Genomic DNA, 16,374 nt, shown 5'->3' on the forward strand with positions numbered 1-16,374 from the left:
CAGCTCCAGGCCAGGCCGGGACGGTGGTTCGGGCCCCGCCCGGGCGGGAGTGGGTCAGGCAGGCAGCCCGCCTGCCGCGAGTCGATCACTCATGTCACTCACCAGCTCCTTGCCCGACCCGCCGGCCGCGGTGAGCAGCTCCTCGAAGGTCCGCAGACGGCGGAAGGTCTCGGCGTAGACCGTCTGCTTCTCCAGGGGCAGCTGGAGCACCTGGAGACGCCGGATGTCGACCCTGGACGAGCTGGAGGCGTGGGTGCCGGCCTGACGCCCGTTGGCCGGCGCGCACAGACAGCCGGCGAGGAAGTTCGGTTCCAGTTTCTCCGCGTCCACGCGCAGGAGGTAGAGCTGAGGGCCCAGGGCGGTCGGCGGTCCCTGGTGGACCCACGCCTTGAAGGCCCGGGCCACTCCGGCGACCACGACGTCGCCCTCCTCGGCGACGGCCGGGGCCGAGCCGGTGGGTACCGTCCCGCTGGGAGTGCCGTCGTGCAGGAGGTCGGCGATGGTGAGGAAGGGAACGGCGGCCCCGCGGGCCGGTGCGGCCGACTCCGGCGGCTGCTGGCCGGCGCGCAGTGTCAGTGCTCCGGCTTTGACGAGGTCTCCCACCGTCGTCGTGGTCTGTGGGGTACCGGCCTCGAAGTCGAGGGCGGACAGGCGCGTCGCGTGATCGGCCAGATCCGTCAGCAGCGTTCCGAACTCGTCCCACTTGCCCGCGAGTTCCTTACGGGACGGCTCGGCCGCCGCCGCGGTGTAACGCCCCGGGGTGACGTCCACCTCGTCGTCGAGAAGGTCGAGCAGGGGCACCCGGACGGCGCCCTGCGGCGGCTCCTGGTCCGGCTGGTCGAGGGTCGCCATCGCGGTGAGCACGTAGGAGCCGAGGCTGTCCCAGTCGGGGCTGGGTTCGCGTGTTCCCGGTCTCGCGAAACGGGTGGCGTCCACCAGGAGGGCGTCCTGGCTAGGGGGAGCGGCGGCGGAGCCGTCCGGGGCCGCGCGGAGGATCCACAACTGAAGTGACACGCTGTGTGGTTGGGCGCTGCCGGGAGGCAGGGAGACGACGGCGCGGAGCGCTCCGGTGCGCAGCAGGGAGCCGCGGATACGGCGGCCCGCCTTGCGTGACGCGACGGCCGGCGGAAGGACGATCACGGCGGCCCCGCCAGGCTTGAGATGGGACAGCAGGTGCTGCACCCAGGCCAGTTCGGGTTCGGTGCGAGGGGGCAGGCCGTGCGTCCAGCGCTGGTCGGTGGCGAGCTCCGCGTAGCCCCAGTCGCGTTCGTTGAAGGGAGGGTTGCACAGGGCGATGTCGGCCTTCGATCCGGCGAAGGGGTCGTCCCGCAGTGCGTCGGCGCTGACGATGTGGGTCCGGATGTCGTGGTCCTCCGCGAGGAACTCGAGCCGGGCGGCCGTCAACGCGGCGAGTGCCAGGTCCCTTTCGCAGGCGAGTACCTCCAGGCCGGGTCTGTCGTACTCCCGCACGGCCGCGGCGGCCAGGTGTCCGGTACCGCACGCCGGATCGAGGAGGGTCAGTCCGTCCTGTGCCGGGCCGAGGCGGACGGCGAGGGCGATCCGGGCCATCAGCGCGGCGAGTTGCGGCGGCGTGGTGCTGAGCTGCCGGACGTGCGTTTCCAGCCATCGTTGCAGCAGGAACTCGAAGACCTCCCGGGGCCCCTCTTTCCGCCCCACCCTCGCGGCCTCGGTAACCAGGTCACGTGCCCGCGCGGAGAGTTCGGGCGGGGCGGTGCGCGCCTTGGGGGAGCGCATCCGGCGAGCCGCCGCGGCGATGGCGAGCCCCGACTCGTTCCGGCTGCCGAGTGCCTCGAAGCGCGGCCAGAGGAGTTCGCGGCCGCCGATGTCCCTGAGCTTGCCGTTGTCCCGCAGCCACTGCTCGACCTCGGCCAGCGAGAACTGCGGGCTGACGTCAGTTCCGCCGATGCGGGTAGGGAAGGAGTCGTGGCGGCGGCGCCAGTTGCTCACGGCGGCACGGCCCACGCCGGCGATCCGGGCGATCTCGGCCAGGCTGACGGGGACGGCTTCATGGGCACTCATGGTTCGGTCTCCGAGGTACTTGGCGGCTGGGCTGGTCGGCGTTCCCAGCGGCCGTTCATGCAGGGAAGGCTACTACCCCTATTGACTTTGTTCACAGCGTGTACGTTCCATCTTGTTGTGCAGGGAATGTGGAGGTCGGCAGATATGTGGAGTCCCGCGCCGGGAATGGTGATCCATGACCGCTATCGGCTGGAGTCCGTGCTGGGCCGCGGGGTGATGGGGCACGTCTGGCGGGCCCGCGACCTGCCCCTTGACCGGCCCGTCGCGGTGAAGACCGTAGCGACGGAACTCCTGGCCGTGGTGAGCAGCCGCGACGCCGCACTCGCGCGGTTCGGCAGGGAGACGCGGGCGGCCGCGCGCCTCGACCACGCCAACGTCGCCACGGTCTTCGACGCGTCGATCACGGACGACACGTGCTGTCTGGTGATGGAGCTGATCGACGGCACCACCCTCGAGTACCTCTTCGACCAGCAGGAGGACGGCCGCTTCGACGTGCCCTCGGCGGCCGCCGTCGCCGCCCAGCTGTGCGCGGGGCTGTCCGCCGTCCACAGGGCCGGCCTGGTGCACCGCGACCTCAAGACGCAGAACGTCATGGTCCGCCGCGACGGCGTCGTGAAGATCCTCGACTTCGGCCTCGTCAAGCTGCTCGGCGACACCGACCCGCGGCTGACGATGACCGGCGAGGGCGTCGGCAACCTCGTCTGCGCCTCTCCCGAACTGCTGGCGGGCCGGGACCCGCTCGACGGCCGCAGCGACCTGTACGCTGTGGGCTGCCTCCTGCACCACATGCTCACCGGGGAGACGCCTTTCCCCACCGACCAGCCGGCGCTCCTGGCCTCCCACCACCTCGCCTCGCCCCCGCCCCTCGTCGCCGACGCGGGCGCACGCGTGCCCCGAGACCTCCAGAACCTGATCACGGCCCTCCTGGCCAAGCGCCCGGACGACCGTCCCGCGTCGGCCGCCGAGGTCTACGCGGGTCTGGCACCCCACCTGCCGGAGCCGGACCCCGGGCTGGCGGTCAGTCGGACTCCGCCCGAGGACCCGCGCCGCCCTTTCCTCGTCCCCCAGGGCCCGCTGCCCCTGTGATCGACGGGCTCACCGGGTTACGGCAGGAACCCCGCGGTCGTTGCGGGCTGCACCTTTTCGGTTACACCCGGCACAGGAGTGTCATCACCGGTGACAGAATGTCTCCGTCGGCCGGGGTGCCGTGACGCTCCCGGACGACGCGGGACGCGGCGGGCGCGGCAGGCGCCGGAACTGGGGGCGGGGCGCGATGCGGCGGAGCCTTGGGCGGTACGAGCTGACGCACGAGCTGGGCCGGGGCGGGATGGGCGTCGTCTGGGCGGCCCACGACCGCGACCATGACCGCGAGGTCGCCGTCAAACTCCTCGCCACCCGCGGCCGCGATGCCGAACCGAGCATGCTGGAGCGCCGGTTCCTGCGCGAGATCCGCCTGACCGGCCGCCTCCGGCACCCGGGCGTCCCCGCCGTCCACGACCACGGCAACCACGAGGGCGAGCTGTACCTGGTCATGGACCTCGTCCCCGGCCGCGCCCTGGACGCCGTCCTGAAGAACGACGGCCCGCTGGGCGTCGAGCGGGCGGCGGACGTGGCCCGCCGCACGGCCGAGGTGCTCTCCTACGCCCACGGCCAGGGCGTCGTGCATCGCGACCTGAAGCCGTCGAACCTGATGCTGACTCCCGACGGCGAGATCAAGGTCCTGGACTTCGGGGTCGCCGCGGCTCTGGAGCCCCAGCCCGGCGAGACCCGTTTCACCGCCGCGAACGCCACTCCCGGCACGGTCGTCTACATGGCGCCCGAGCAGGCAGTCGGCCAGACCGTGCCCGCGAGTGACCTGTACGCGCTGGGCTGCGTCCTGTACGAACTGCTCACAGGCGCGCCGCCGTTCACCGACGCCAGCCCGTTCATGCTGTACCACCGGCATGCCCACGACCCCGTCCCGCCGCTCGCCGACCGCTGCCCCGGCGTGCCGGACGGGCTGCGGGCGCTGGTCGAGCGGCTGCTGGAGAAGAAGCCCGAGGACCGGCCCGCCTCCGCCGAAGAGGTGGCCGCCCTGCTCGCCGCCTGGGCGCCCCGCCCGCCCTCCGTCGCCGGGATCGCGCCCGCTCACCCGCGGCTGGCGGAGCTGGCGGCCCTGCGCCGGGCGGGACGTCCGGCCCGTGCCCTGGAGGAGTACCGCGAGCTGATGGACGGCCCCGGCCTCGACCGCGCGGGCATGCTCGCCGCCCGTGCCGGAGCCGCCCTGTGCGCGGGGACGCTGGGCCGCACCCGCGAGGCGCTGGACGAGCTGAAGTCCGTCCTCGCCGAACAGCGCAGCCTGCTGGGGCCGGGCCACCCCGCCGTGCTGGACACCCGCTACGAGATCGCCGTCCTGCTGGTCCGCACCGGGGAACGGCACGCCGCCGAGGGGCTGCTGCGCCGCCTGGCCGACGAGGAGGACTCGATCCTGCCCGAGTCCGACGCCGGACACGGACGGAGCCGCACGCTGCTGGAGCGGCTGTGCCGCATGCGCTGAGCACCACCAAGGCCCCGAACCCGACCGCGCGGGACTTTGTAATCTCTGTTCACAGAGTATGGCTCGTGTTAGCCTGCCGTCACGTCGTTCCGGAGGGGAGACAGGACACGGGACACTGTCTACGGACGACGGCAGGTGAACACCGAGGGGAACAGCGCCCATGACGCCAGCAGCTCAGCGCGAGACCGAGCGGACGGGGGCGCAGCCGCTCCCCGAGGAAGGGAATCTGGTCGAGGTGCGCGGCCAGTCCTGGGTGGTCGCCCGCGTCGAGCCGTCCCCGGCCGCCCCTGACGGCGAGGAGAACCGGCGCCCCGCGACCCTGGTCCACCTCCAGTCCGTCGCCGACGGCCGCTTCGGTGACACCCTGTCCGTGATCTGGGAGGTCGAGCCCGGCCGCCGCGTCCTGCCCGCCGGCTCCCTGCCCGACGCCTCCACGGGCTCCTACGACTCCCCGAACCGCCTCGCCGCGTTCCTCGACGCCGTGCGATGGTCCGCGGTCGCCTCCGCCGACGCCCGGACCCTCCAGGCGCCGTTCCGCTCCGGCGTCGCCGTGGAGCCGTACCAGCTGGAGCCGGTCTCCCGGGCGGTCGGCGCGCCCCGCGTCAACCTCCTCCTCGCCGACGACGTCGGCCTCGGCAAGACCATCGAGGCCGGCCTCGTCGTGCAGGAACTCATGCTGCGCGGCCGGGCCCGCCGCACCATGGTCGTCTGCCCGGCAGGTCTCACCCTCAAGTGGCGCGACGAGATGGCCGAGAAGTTCGGCCTGGAGTTCACCATCGTCGACTCCGAGCACTGCGCCCGCCTGCGCCGCACCCACGGCACCGCCGCCAACCCCTTCCGTGTCCACCCGCTGACCATCGTCTCCCTGCCCTGGCTGCGCGGCCAGAAGGCCCAGCGCCTCCTCGACGAGGTCATCGGCGCGCCGGAGGAGAGCCCCGACGGCGAGCACAAGCGCTTCTTCGACCTGCTCGTCCTCGACGAGGCCCACCATGTCGCACCCGCCGCGCCCAAGCAGGTGTACGCGGTCGACTCCCAGCAGACCAAGCTGATCCGCCGACTCGTCCCGCACTTCGAGCACCGCCTCTTCCTCTCCGCCACCCCGCACAACGGCTACCCCGAGTCGTACACGGCGCTCCTCGAACTCATCGACGACCAGCGCTTCGCACGCGGCGTCGACCCGGACAAGGAAGCGCTCAAGGACACCGTCGTACGACGTCTGAAGTCGACCGTCACCAACGCCGACGGCACGCCCCGCTTCCGTACCCGCGTCACGCGCGAGCTCTCCGTCGACTACACGCGGCAGGAGCGGGCGATCCACGAACTGCTCGGCACGTTCGCGAAACTGCGCCGCAAGAAGCTCACCCCCAAGGCCCGTGGCGGCCGCCGCGCCGCCGACCTGGTGACCCTGCTGCTGAAGAAGCGCCTGTTCTCCTCCCCGGCGGCGTTCCTGCACACCGTCCAGGTCTATCTCTCCCACCTGGAGGACACCGGCGGCCCCGCGCGCGCACGCTCGGCGGCCGCCGAAGTCCCCGAGTGGCTGGAGGAGTTCGCCGACCTCGTCGCCGACCTCGACGACACGGGCCTGGTCGACGCGGAGGACGACGCCCTGACCCGCTCCACCTCGCTCACCCCGGCGGAGGACGGCCAGGAACTGGACCTGCTTCAGGAGATGGAGCGCTGGGCCCTCACCCACGAGGCCGCCTCCGACTCCAAGGCGGAGGCGCTGATCGCCGAACTCAAGGCGATCTGCCGCCCCGACGGAAAGAAGTGGACCAACGAACGGGTCGTGGTCTTCACCGAGTACCGCGACACACAGAAGTGGCTCCACGACCTCCTCCAGCAGGAGGAACTCACCGACGGGGGCCGCGTGGAGCGTCTGCACGGCGGCCTGTCCGCTGAGGAACGCGAGCGTATCCGCCTCGGCTTCCAGGCCGAGCCGTCCCGCGCGGAGGGCAAGGTCCGCATCCTCCTGGCCACCGACGCCGCCGGTGAGGGCATCGACCTCCAGAACCACTGTTACCGCCTGATCAACTACGACATCCCCTTCAACCCCAACAAGCTCGAACAGCGCATCGGCCGCGTCGACCGCTGGGGCCAGAAGCACGACCCGGAGATCACCCACTTCATCGGCTCCGGCTGGCAGCAGGCGCAGGCCGGCTCGTACGAGGCAGACCTGGAGTTCCTGTCCCGGGTAGCCAAGAAGGTCGCGCGCATGGAGCAGGACCTCGGCTCCGTCAACGCCGTCCTCGCCGACGCCGTCCAGCGCCGGATGACCGGCGACGCCGCGCCGGTCGACATCGAGAACGCCAAGCCCAGGCCGATCAAGGGCCGCCGCACGGGCGGCGAGGTCGCCCCCGAGCAGAACGTCACCGCGCAGACGAAACGGCTCGCCGACCAGTACGACGAGACGGTCACCGCGCTCGGCCTCACCCCGGGCAACGTCAAGCGCGTCGTGGACACCGCGCTCGCCCTGGACAATCAGCCGCCCCTGCTGCCGTCCACACTCCGGGCGGAGGACTTCGAGCCGGGCGACCTCTTCGACGTACAGCCCCTGTCCGGCAGTTGGGAACGGGCCACCCGCGGCCTCGCGCACAAGCTGCGCGAGGGGGAGCAGCGCCCGCTCACCTTCTCTCCGGCGGTGGCCGCCCAGGGCAGGGACGACGTGGTCCTCGCCCACCTCAAGCACCCGCTCGTGGCCCTCTCCACGCGCCTGCTGACCGCGGCCGTCTGGAACGCGGACCTGATCGGCCTCCACCGCGTCACCGCCGTCGTCTCCGACGACCCGGCCGTGACCACCACCCTCGTATCCGCGTACGCCCGATACGTCCTCGTCGGCACCGACGGCACCCGCCTGCACGAGGAAGTGCTGTACGCGGGAGGCTGGTTCGGCGACACCGGCCGCTTCCGCCGCTGGGAGTCCGTCAACGAACAGGGCAGGGTCCTCTCCCAGGCACTCACCGAGGGCATCGAGGCGGCCCCCCACCTGCGCAGGGAACTCACCGAGGCCTGGCCACGACTCCGCGACCCGCTGTTCCGGTCCTTGGAGGCCCGCGCCGGCGAACTCGGCCGCCAGCTGGAGAGCAGGCTCGACGACCGCCGGACGGAGGAGGAACGCCGCATCACCGCGACCCTCGACCGCTTCGAGGCCACCCTGCGCGCCAAGCTCAAGGAGGAGGGCGACGGCGAGGGCGAACAGCTCGCGCTGCTGTCCACCCACGAGCTGACCGGCCACGAGCGCCGCCAGTTCGAGGACGACCGCCGCCGCTGGGACGACCGCCTCAAGGGCCTCCCCGCCGAACGCGAACGCGAACTCGCCGCCATCGCGGCCCGCTACCGCGAGCCCCGCTCCCACCTTTTCCCGGCCGCCGTCGTCTTCGTGATCCCCGCAAAGGAAGCCCGCCGATGAGCCCCCGCCGCCCCATGAGCTCCGGAGTCGCCGCCGCTAAGGCCCAGGCCGCCGACGGCCGCCGGCAGCACCAGGAGTGGCTCGACCTCACCGAGGTCTCCGGCCCCTTCCTGACCATGCCCGTCCTGCTGCGAGCCTGGCCTCAGCTCGACACGCTGGAGAAGGACGAACGCGCCCGCCTCCGCGCCCGCCACGCCGACTGGCAGACGGACACGACGGCGGGACGTGACGAGTGGGTGGCCTACCTGCTGGGCCGCCTCTTGGGCTGGGACGACGCGCTGGCGTTCCGCCAGGGCGAGGCGGAGCACCACGGCCTCGACCGCCTCACCCTGCGCGTCGCGGAGCACAACACCCAGGTGCGCCCCGACTTCGCGCTGGTGGAACCGGGGGCGGACCTCGCGGCCGAACCGGACGTCGAGTCGGCGGCGAAGCGGGTACGCCTGCTGGGCGTGACGGTCCCGGCGGGCACCGCCCCCACGGCCCGCGTCGGCGGTGGCGGCGACTGGTCTGCGGCCCCCGCCGACCGCCTGGCCCGCCTCCTGCGCCATCACGGCGTACCGCTCGGCCTGGTCACCGACGGCCGCTGGTGGTGCCTTGTGTGGGCCCCGCTCGGCGGCGTCACGACCACGGCCGTCTTCGACTCCATCGGCTGGAACGAGGCGGCAGAGCGCAACGTCGTCCGCGCATTCGTGTCTCTGCTGCGCCGCCGCCGCTTCTTCGAGTACGACGACGCCGAGACGCTCGTCGGCCTGCTCAAGGCGAGCCTCGCGGCGGGCGAGGACGTCACCGAGGCGCTGGGCGTCCAGGTCCGCCAGGCCGTCGAACTCCTCGTGGACGCCATCGGACGCGCGGACGTGCGGGCGGTCGAGCACGGAGCGCCGGGCCTGCACGCGACCGGCGTCAGCGCGGGCGAGGTGTACCGCGGCGCGGTGGCCGTCATGATGCGCGTCGTCTTCCTGCTGTTCGCGGAGGAGCGCGGCCTGCTCCCTGCGGACAACGAGGTCTACGCCCGCTCCTACTCCGCCCGCTTCCTGCGCGACGAGCTGAAGGCGCGGGCGGACGAGGAGGGCGAGACGTCCCTGGAGCACACGACGTCCGCGTGGCACCGCCTCATCGCCCTCTTCCACGCCGTGCACGGGGGAGTGGACCACCCGGGCTCTGGCTTCCACCTCCCGGCGTACGACGGCTCGATCTTCGACCCGGACAAGTACCCGTGGCTGGAGCGCACGACCCCGCTCCTCCCGATCGACGACCGCACGGTCCTGCACATGCTCCAGGCTGTCCAGGAGGTCCGGGTCGGCAAGGGCAAGGACCGCGAGGTCCGCACGCTCAGCTTCCGCGCGCTGGACGTCGAGCAGATCGGTTACGTGTACGAGGGCCTGCTGTCGTTCGACGGGCGCCGGGCCACCGAGCACATGGTGGGTCTGATCGGTCCCGAGGGCCTGGAACACGAGGTCGCCCTACGGGACTTGGAGACGCTGGCGGCGAAGGCCGGCGGCTCCGTGAAGACGCTCGCGAAGTCGGTCTTCGAGAAGTGGAAGGACCCCAAGCCCCCGGCGACGGCGGGCCAGTTGGAGAAGAAGCTGGCTCCCCTGGGGACGGAGGACGCGGCGGAGGCCCGGCGCCGCCTGAACGCGGTGACGAAGGACCCGGCGCTGACGGAACGGCTCCTGCCCTTCGTCGGCATTCTCCGTGACGACCTGCGCGGCCTGCCGACGGTCATCCCGAACGGCGCGCTGTACGTCACGGAGTCGTCCCTGCGGAAGAACACGGGCACGCACTACACGCCCCGCTTCCTCGCGGAGGAGGTCGTGCTGCACGCGCTGGAACCGCTGGTGTACGAGCCCGGCCCGCTCCAGACGGCCGACACGGGGGAGTGGCGCCTGAAGTCGGCGGACCAGATCCTCCACCTCAAGGTCGCGGACATCGCGATGGGCTCGGCGGCGTTCCTGGTGGCGGCCTGCCGTTACCTGGCGGATCGCCTGATCGAGGCGTGGGAGTCCGAGGGCCGCGCGGACGCGATGGCATACCGGGCGGGCCGTGCCGTGGACGCGGTCACTGCGGCGGACGCGGAGCAGGACCCGGTCGTGGTCGAGGCGCGGCGGCAGATCATCGAGCACTGTCTGTACGGCGTCGACATCAACCCGATGGCCGTGGAGATGGCCAAGCTGTCGCTGTGGCTGGTGTCGATGGACCCGGGGCGGCCTTTCACGTTCCTGGACGACCGGTTGGTGGCGGGGGACTCGCTGCTGGGCGTGCACGACATGGAGCAGATCCAGTCGGTGCACATGAAGCCGACCGGGCAGACCGACGTCCTGGCCGAGCAGGCCCGGCAGTTGGTTGACCAGCTGACGCGGGAGCGGTTGGCGATCACGGCCATTAAGGGCGTCGACCTGCCGGCACTCCAGGAGAAGCGGGAGCGGCTGGAGGAGGTCAACCGGCATTCGCGGCGACTGCGGTTGGTGGGGGACCTGATCGCGGGGGCGGCGCTGGCCACTTGCGCTTCGGGGCGGGTGCCTTGGTACGAGGAGGAGGGCGGGGAGCGGGTCCGGGACCTGTTCCCCCGGGCTGCGTGGATCGTCCAGCGGATCATGGAGGACGGGGTCGAGGACGACTCCGAGGTGGTGCGGGCGGCTCGGGGTACGGCGGAGGAGTGGCTGGGGGCGGAGCTGCCGGAGGGGGCGTTGGAACGGCGGCCGGTGCATTGGCCGTTGGTGTTTCCGGAGGTTTTTTCGCTCCGGGGCGGTTTTGATGCGATCGTGGGGAACCCTCCCTTCCTGGGGGGAAAGAAAATCACGGGCGCCCTAGGTGATTGCTACAGGGAATCCTTGATTGATTACATTGCCGAAAAACAGCGAGGGAACGCCGATATTGTCGCCTATTTTGAATTGCGTGCACATCAGGTGCTCAATATTTCTGGGCAGTCAGGCCTGATTGCCACAAATACGCTCACCCAGGGGGATACGCGCGAGGTGGGGCTCGACCAAATCGCGCACCGTGGTGTGCAGATTCGGAGGGCGATTCCAAGCGCACTGTGGCCTACAAAGTCGGCGTCGCTGAAATACTGTGCGGTTTGGACTACGAGGAAGCCAATTTCGCGGCACGCCGTCCAGCATCTTAGTGGCGTTCCGGTCGCCAAAGGGATTTCAACCTCGCTCAACCCTGCAAGTCGTGCGAGTTCTTGGGTGGTGCCGCTCTTCCAGGATCCTCCTCTGGCGTTCATCGGAAACCTGGTTAATGGTATTGGTTTCGTTCTGGACGTTGCGGAGGGCGAAGAGCTGCTGCGTCGCGATCCGAAATCAGGTGAGGTCATGTTCGATTACATGAACGGGAAGGATCTCAATAGCAGTCCCACCTTGGCTGCTAGCCGGAAGATCATCGACTTCGGTGGCCGAGGCCTTAAGGAGGCAGAGTGCTACCCCGCAGCAGTAGATCGATTGCGGAAGCTCGTAAAGCCCCATCGGGATACCTTGGGGGATGACAAGCGTCAGGTGCGCGAGCGATGGTGGCAATATGAAAAGCTCGCTCCGAGAATGAGGGAAGCCATCTCGCCGCTTAATCAATGCATCGTCATGGCAAGGAATAGTGAACTGGTGATTCCGGTCCTGGTTCCGACGAAGCAAGTCTTTTCGGAGAAGCTGATCGTATTTTCCTCGAGTGACCCTGCGCTACTAGCACAATTGTCTAGCTCGCTGCATTATTGGTGGGCTATCGACCGGGGGATTACCCAGCCAAAGGTGCCAAACTACACTCCCCCCGACGTGTTCGAGACGATCGTCCGCCCCGGCTATACTGATCGACTGCGTAAAGTCGGCTCCCGCCTCCATGGCTGCCGTCGTGACGTGATGCTCGCCCGCAATATGGGGCTAACGGCGACCTATAACCTGGTGCATAATCCTGACTGTCAGGACGATGAAATCGTGGAACTACGCCGCATTCACCAGGAGGTCGATCGGGCCACTGTCGAAGCGTATGGTTGGCAAGACCTCTTGGATGACTCGGGGAAGACCCCGCGTGCTGATTCCACCCACGAAACGTTCCCCCTTGATCACGGCTTCCACGAGACCGACCAAGGTACCCGCTACACCATTGGCCTCCTCGCCCGAACCGAGATCATCGATCGCTTGCGCCAGCTGAACCATCAGGCGTACGCCGACGAGGTTCACCTCGGCCTGCACAAGGGCGTGACGGAGAAGAAGGCCCGGGAGAAGCACCCCGACCTGCCCCCGCCGTCCCCCGAGGCGATCCGAAAGCGCAAGGAGCAGCTTGCCGGGCGAGGTGGGTCAGATTTCGGTGAGGGTGCTGAGGGCGCCCTGTTCTGAGTCGCCCGCATGACAACGGGCTCGTGCATGTCACCTCAAGTGACATGCACGAGCCCGTTGTTCCGCTCAGAAGCCGTCCCCGGCCCTACTCCACCGCGAGCGCCACGAACGCAGCCCACTCGTCCCGGCCGACCCGCAGCACGGGTCCACCACCTACGGCCTTAGAGTCCCGCACGTACACGGCGTCCAGGCCAGCGGCCACCTCCACGCAGTCGCCGCCGCCGGATCCGCTGTAGCTGCTCTTGAACCAGTGCAGCCCGCTCACGTTCTCGGATACCTGCTCCACGCTCATGTATCTCCCACCAACCGTTCGATGAGCCGTGCGGACTCGACGCCGTTCAAAGCCTGCGATCGCAGCTTGCCATACCGCAACCCGAAGGCGCTGACCTCTGCGGGATCATGCACGACACACCCGACTTCCTGAGACTCCACGTAGCCGAGGTGCTGGTGCTCCTTGGTCTCCAGCACCACGAACGCGCCGTTCAGACCGGAGTGGAACCCGCACGCAGCAGGCATGACCTGTACCTCCAGGTTTCGCAACGCGCCGACCTCCAATAGGCGTTGCCATTGTCCGCGCATGACCTCCGTGTCGCCCACCGGATTCCGCAGTGCCTCCTCCGCGATGATGAAGGACAACTCCGCGAGCGGCACCCGCGTCAGCAGCTTCTGCCGACTCAGTCGGGCCTCCGTGTGCTGTTCGATGGTCTCCTCGCTCAGTGGCGGGCAGTGCCCGGCGAACAGGGCCCGCGCGTACGCCTCCGTCTGCAACAACCCGGGCACGAGCAGCGGATCGTAAGAGAACCGGCTAACGACCTCTGCCTCGATGAGCGCGAAGTTCCTGAAGAACCTCGGCAACTTCGCCCGATCCACCTCCCTCTGAAGCGCGTCCAGTACCCCACCCGCCTCCAACACCCTCTCCGCCGCCGCAGTGAACGCGACCTTCGCCGGCCGCCGCCCCTGCTCCACCGACGCGACCTGCTCCAACGAGTAGCCGATCGCGTCCCCGAGCTGCTGCTGGTTCAACCCGGCCCGCTTGCGCAGGTACTGCAACAGCACCCCGTACGCCGACCACACGCCCGGCACGTCGGGCCCCTCGTGCTTCGTCTTCGCGCCCCGCCCCGTCCGCGTCTCCCGTGCGTCCCGTACCGTCCTCACAGTCCCACGCCCTTCCCATCCCGCTCCGCGCCCCGCCACGGCCGCGCTCGCCACCGGTCCATGTCCAACGCGAGACGCGGAAACCGGGACACGCACCGGACCCGTACAACGCCCGTACAAGCCCCGTACAACCAGGCCCACAACGGTCCGCCCACCCCGTACGACGAGCCCGACGTACGGCCGTCGTACCTGGTCAGCGGGCCGTCCACCCCGCCACGCTGACACCGTGACCCACCATCACCTCACGGAAGAGACGAAGCCGTCTCCCGCCCCCACCCGCCAATTCACCCTGTGCTTCAGCGGCACCCGGCGCGGCGCCCGCCTCGCCCGCCAACTCACCGTCCAGCAGTTCACCGAGTGGACAGGCCTGCCGCACGACTCCGACCCCGCCCGTGCCATCGCCCTCGTCACCGCCGAGCTGGCGTCCAACGCGGTCCGCCACGGCAGCCTCCCCGGCCGCGACTTCCGGCTGACCCTGCACCTCCTGCCGGACCGCTTCCGCGTCGAGGTGACCGACACCCGCCCCGAGCGCCTGCCACCGCCCGTGACCCCGCGGCCCGCCGACGAGACCTCGGGCCGCGGACTGCTCCTCGTCGAGGCCTACGCCGACGGTTGGGGACGCACCGTCCGCGACGCGTACACGAAGACGGTCTGGGCGGAGGTGCGGCTCAGTACCACGGGCTCGTGAGACCGGCCACCCCTCGTCCGGGACAGGCCGCCCCGGCGAGAGCCGCCGCAACGCCGACGAGGGGGGAGGACCGTCAGTGCCCGCCGTAGTGCTCCGCCAGCTTCTGGATCTCCCGGGTCCACACCAGCATGTCGTCCCCCGACCGCTTGTACGGTGCGCGCCGAGCCAGTTTGAAGAAGCCGCCGGACGGCCAGCCGCTGTCCTTCAGCACCACGAGGGCAGCCAGCAGGGGCAGCGACCCGTCCGGGCTCTCCCGGACCGAGGCGTCCTCCAACAGGTAGGGCATCGGCCCCTCGTGGGCGGGGACGTGATGACCGAGCCGTGCGAGCTCGCTGCTCAGGTCGCCGTACTGAATCGGTGCCGCTCCCTGGCGTGCTCGTGAACGCAAGATCTCGATCACGGCGTCCAGAGCCTGCTCGTACTCCAGCGTGCCCTTCTGCATGTGCCCTCCCGGCCTCGAATCCCGACGACCGCCGAACCTACGCCACCGGCGGTGGCTCGGCGCACGAATGCGCGAAGTGGCTATGTTCCTCTTGTGAACTGAGTGCATGGGTTTCATACTGATGGCGGCCAACTGCCGCCCGCCCCCTCGGCGGGGCAGGCGCGCGTGGCCAGGGGGAAATGAGTGAACGGATCGGCGCGGACGGGCGGCAGGTGCGCTTCCCGCTCCGCAGCGATGGCACTGGGGGACGGGGGCCACGCCGCGGCGAGCCAGGAACGTGCGGTAGGCCCGAATTGGTTCCGGCCCGACGACGTACCGGTTCGAACACGCCCGGAGCCATGGCGAAATGGTGCCAGGCCGGGACGGCTACTCCTTGCCCGCCTAAGGCAAGCGCGCACTGGCACTGACGGGCCGACATCTCGCTCACCCGCCAGCGCGAGAACCCGGCCCCGCCCGGCGACCGCCGTACGCCCCCGACCACCCACAACTGCCAGAAGCGACTTCAGGAGCGGGCGATGGACGCCGAGATTCAGCTGATCAGTGACGATGACGGACTGATGGTCATCGGGAACGCGGCGGACGTCGACCGCTTCCTCGTCTCGGAGGGACTGTCGTCGTCGAAGGATCTCGGACCGCATTGGCTCAAGTCCGTCTTCGGCGTCGGAGCCGCCGTCGCGCAGGCGGGTTCGGAGATGGCCGAGAACTCCGGGCGGTGGGTGAAGCTGACTCCGAAGTCTGCGCAACTCGTCAAGAAGTACGGCTTGAGGGAAAGCTCGAAGACCGGTTTCGGCACGGGTGTGGTGAAGGGGCAGAAGGGCCAGATCAGGGGCTTCGTGGAGTTCGTGAAGGGGCCACGGTCGTTCCTGACCAATCCGGCGGCTCTTGCCAACGCCGCGAAACTCATGTCGCAGGTGGCGATGCAGCAGAGCATGGACGAGATCACCGACTATCTCGCCGCGATCGACGCGAAGGTCGACGACGTGCTGCGCGCCCAGAAGGACACGGTGCTGTCCCGCATGATCGGAGTGGGCTTCGTCATCGAGGAGACCATGACCATCCGCGAGCAGCGGGGCAGGGTCGACGAAACCATGTGGTCGAAGGTGCAGGACGCGCCGACGGCGATTGCGGAGACCCAGGTGTACGCCCTGCGTCAACTCGACGCGATCGCGGAGAAGATGGAGCGGCAGTCCAAGATCGGCGATCTCGCCGCGACGGTCAGTGAGGCCGAGTCCCCGGTTCGGGAGTGGCTCGCCGTTCTGGCTCGCTGCTTCCAACTCCAGGACGCGATCGCCGTGCTCGAACTCGACCGGGTGCTGGACGCGTCCCCGGACGAACTGGACGCTCACCGCCTCGGACTGAAGGCCGCCCGACAGGACCGGCGGGAACTCATCTCGCGGAGCACCGGGCGTCTGGTGGCGCGGATGGACGCGGTCGCCGGCACGGCCAACGCGAAGGTGCTGCTGCACCCGGCCAAGTCCCCGGCCGTGGTCCAGTCGAGCAACCAGATGGCCATCGGAGTCCATGACTTCCACGAGCGGCTCGGCATCGAATCCGGCCGCCGGTCGGCTGAGGCGAGGCGATGGGTGGAGGCGGCAACCGATGTGAGGGACAAGGCGCTCGAGACGGGAGCGAAGGGCGTCGACGCCGCTCGAAGCCGCGGCAAGCTGACCCTCGACCGCGCCGGCTCGGTCAAGGGCAGGATCGCCGACGGGATCGCCGAGCGAGCACGTCGTCTGCGCGGGGGCGAGGAGGAAGCGGCGAGCGAGGCTGAGTGAACGTTGAACG

11 protein-coding genes are annotated in these 16,374 nt (G+C 69.9%); 7 read left to right on the forward strand and 4 right to left on the reverse strand.

The window, feature by feature from the left end; genetic code table 11:
- Nucleotides 1-54: 54 nt before the first annotated feature.
- Nucleotides 55-2,040 (reverse strand): N-6 DNA methylase, encoded by a 1,986-nt coding sequence (locus ACZ7M7_RS14820; RefSeq protein WP_472116358.1) that lies wholly within the window; start codon nt 2,038-2,040, stop codon nt 55-57.
- A 165-nt stretch (nt 2,041-2,205) separates the two neighbouring features.
- Between ACZ7M7_RS14820 and ACZ7M7_RS14825 the strand changes: the two genes are divergently transcribed.
- From ACZ7M7_RS14825 to ACZ7M7_RS14840, 4 genes are all read left to right on the forward strand, one after another.
- The gene (locus ACZ7M7_RS14825) at nt 2,206-3,126 is read left to right on the forward strand and encodes a serine/threonine-protein kinase (RefSeq protein ID WP_472116361.1); all 921 of its coding nucleotides are present in this window, start codon (nt 2,206-2,208) and stop codon (nt 3,124-3,126) included.
- 121 nt (nt 3,127-3,247) lie between these two features.
- Entirely contained in the window at nt 3,248-4,576 is a 1,329-nt protein-coding gene (locus ACZ7M7_RS14830) for a serine/threonine-protein kinase (protein ID WP_472116363.1), read from the forward strand.
- Between the two features lie 160 nt (nt 4,577-4,736).
- Nucleotides 4,737-7,982 (forward strand): DISARM system SNF2-like helicase DrmD, encoded by a 3,246-nt coding sequence (gene drmD / locus ACZ7M7_RS14835; protein WP_472116366.1) that lies wholly within the window; start codon nt 4,737-4,739, stop codon nt 7,980-7,982.
- The gene (locus ACZ7M7_RS14840) at nt 7,979-12,304 is read left to right on the forward strand and encodes an Eco57I restriction-modification methylase domain-containing protein (protein WP_472116369.1); all 4,326 of its coding nucleotides are present in this window, start codon (nt 7,979-7,981) and stop codon (nt 12,302-12,304) included. Before drmD ends, ACZ7M7_RS14840 begins: the two co-directional genes overlap by 4 nt.
- Nucleotides 12,305-12,389: 85 nt before the next feature.
- On the opposite strand, the gene ACZ7M7_RS14845 is transcribed toward ACZ7M7_RS14840, so the two are convergent.
- Both ACZ7M7_RS14845 and ACZ7M7_RS14850 read right to left on the reverse strand, forming a co-directional pair.
- Nucleotides 12,390-12,596: a DUF397 domain-containing protein gene (locus ACZ7M7_RS14845; protein ID WP_472116371.1), complete on the reverse strand. Its 207-nt coding sequence runs from the start codon at nt 12,594-12,596 to the stop codon at nt 12,390-12,392.
- Nucleotides 12,593-13,459, reverse strand: coding sequence for a helix-turn-helix domain-containing protein (locus tag ACZ7M7_RS14850; RefSeq protein ID WP_472116374.1), 867 nt, complete (start codon nt 13,457-13,459; stop codon nt 12,593-12,595). The genes ACZ7M7_RS14845 and ACZ7M7_RS14850 overlap by 4 nt, the downstream gene beginning before the upstream one ends.
- Before the next feature lie 60 nt (nt 13,460-13,519).
- Here ACZ7M7_RS14850 and ACZ7M7_RS14855 point away from each other — a divergent pair, with 60 nt between their 5' ends.
- Nucleotides 13,520-13,681, forward strand: a complete 162-nt coding sequence (locus ACZ7M7_RS14855; protein ID WP_472116377.1) for a hypothetical protein — start codon at nt 13,520-13,522, stop codon at nt 13,679-13,681.
- A 4-nt stretch (nt 13,682-13,685) separates the two neighbouring features.
- A complete protein-coding gene (locus tag ACZ7M7_RS14860; RefSeq protein ID WP_472116380.1) occupies nt 13,686-14,147 on the forward strand; it encodes an ATP-binding protein in 462 nt (153 codons plus the stop codon).
- A 73-nt stretch (nt 14,148-14,220) separates the two neighbouring features.
- Here ACZ7M7_RS14860 and ACZ7M7_RS14865 read toward each other — a convergent pair whose 3' ends face one another.
- Complete coding sequence (locus ACZ7M7_RS14865) at nt 14,221-14,589, reverse strand: hypothetical protein (protein WP_472116383.1); 369 nt, start codon at nt 14,587-14,589, stop codon at nt 14,221-14,223.
- 515 nt (nt 14,590-15,104) lie between these two features.
- Here ACZ7M7_RS14865 and ACZ7M7_RS14870 point away from each other — a divergent pair.
- Nucleotides 15,105-16,364: a hypothetical protein gene (locus tag ACZ7M7_RS14870; RefSeq protein ID WP_472116386.1), complete on the forward strand. Its 1,260-nt coding sequence runs from the start codon at nt 15,105-15,107 to the stop codon at nt 16,362-16,364.
- Nucleotides 16,365-16,374 lie beyond the last annotated feature (10 nt).

Source organism: Streptomyces sp. NPDC111606 (assembly GCF_055656945.1).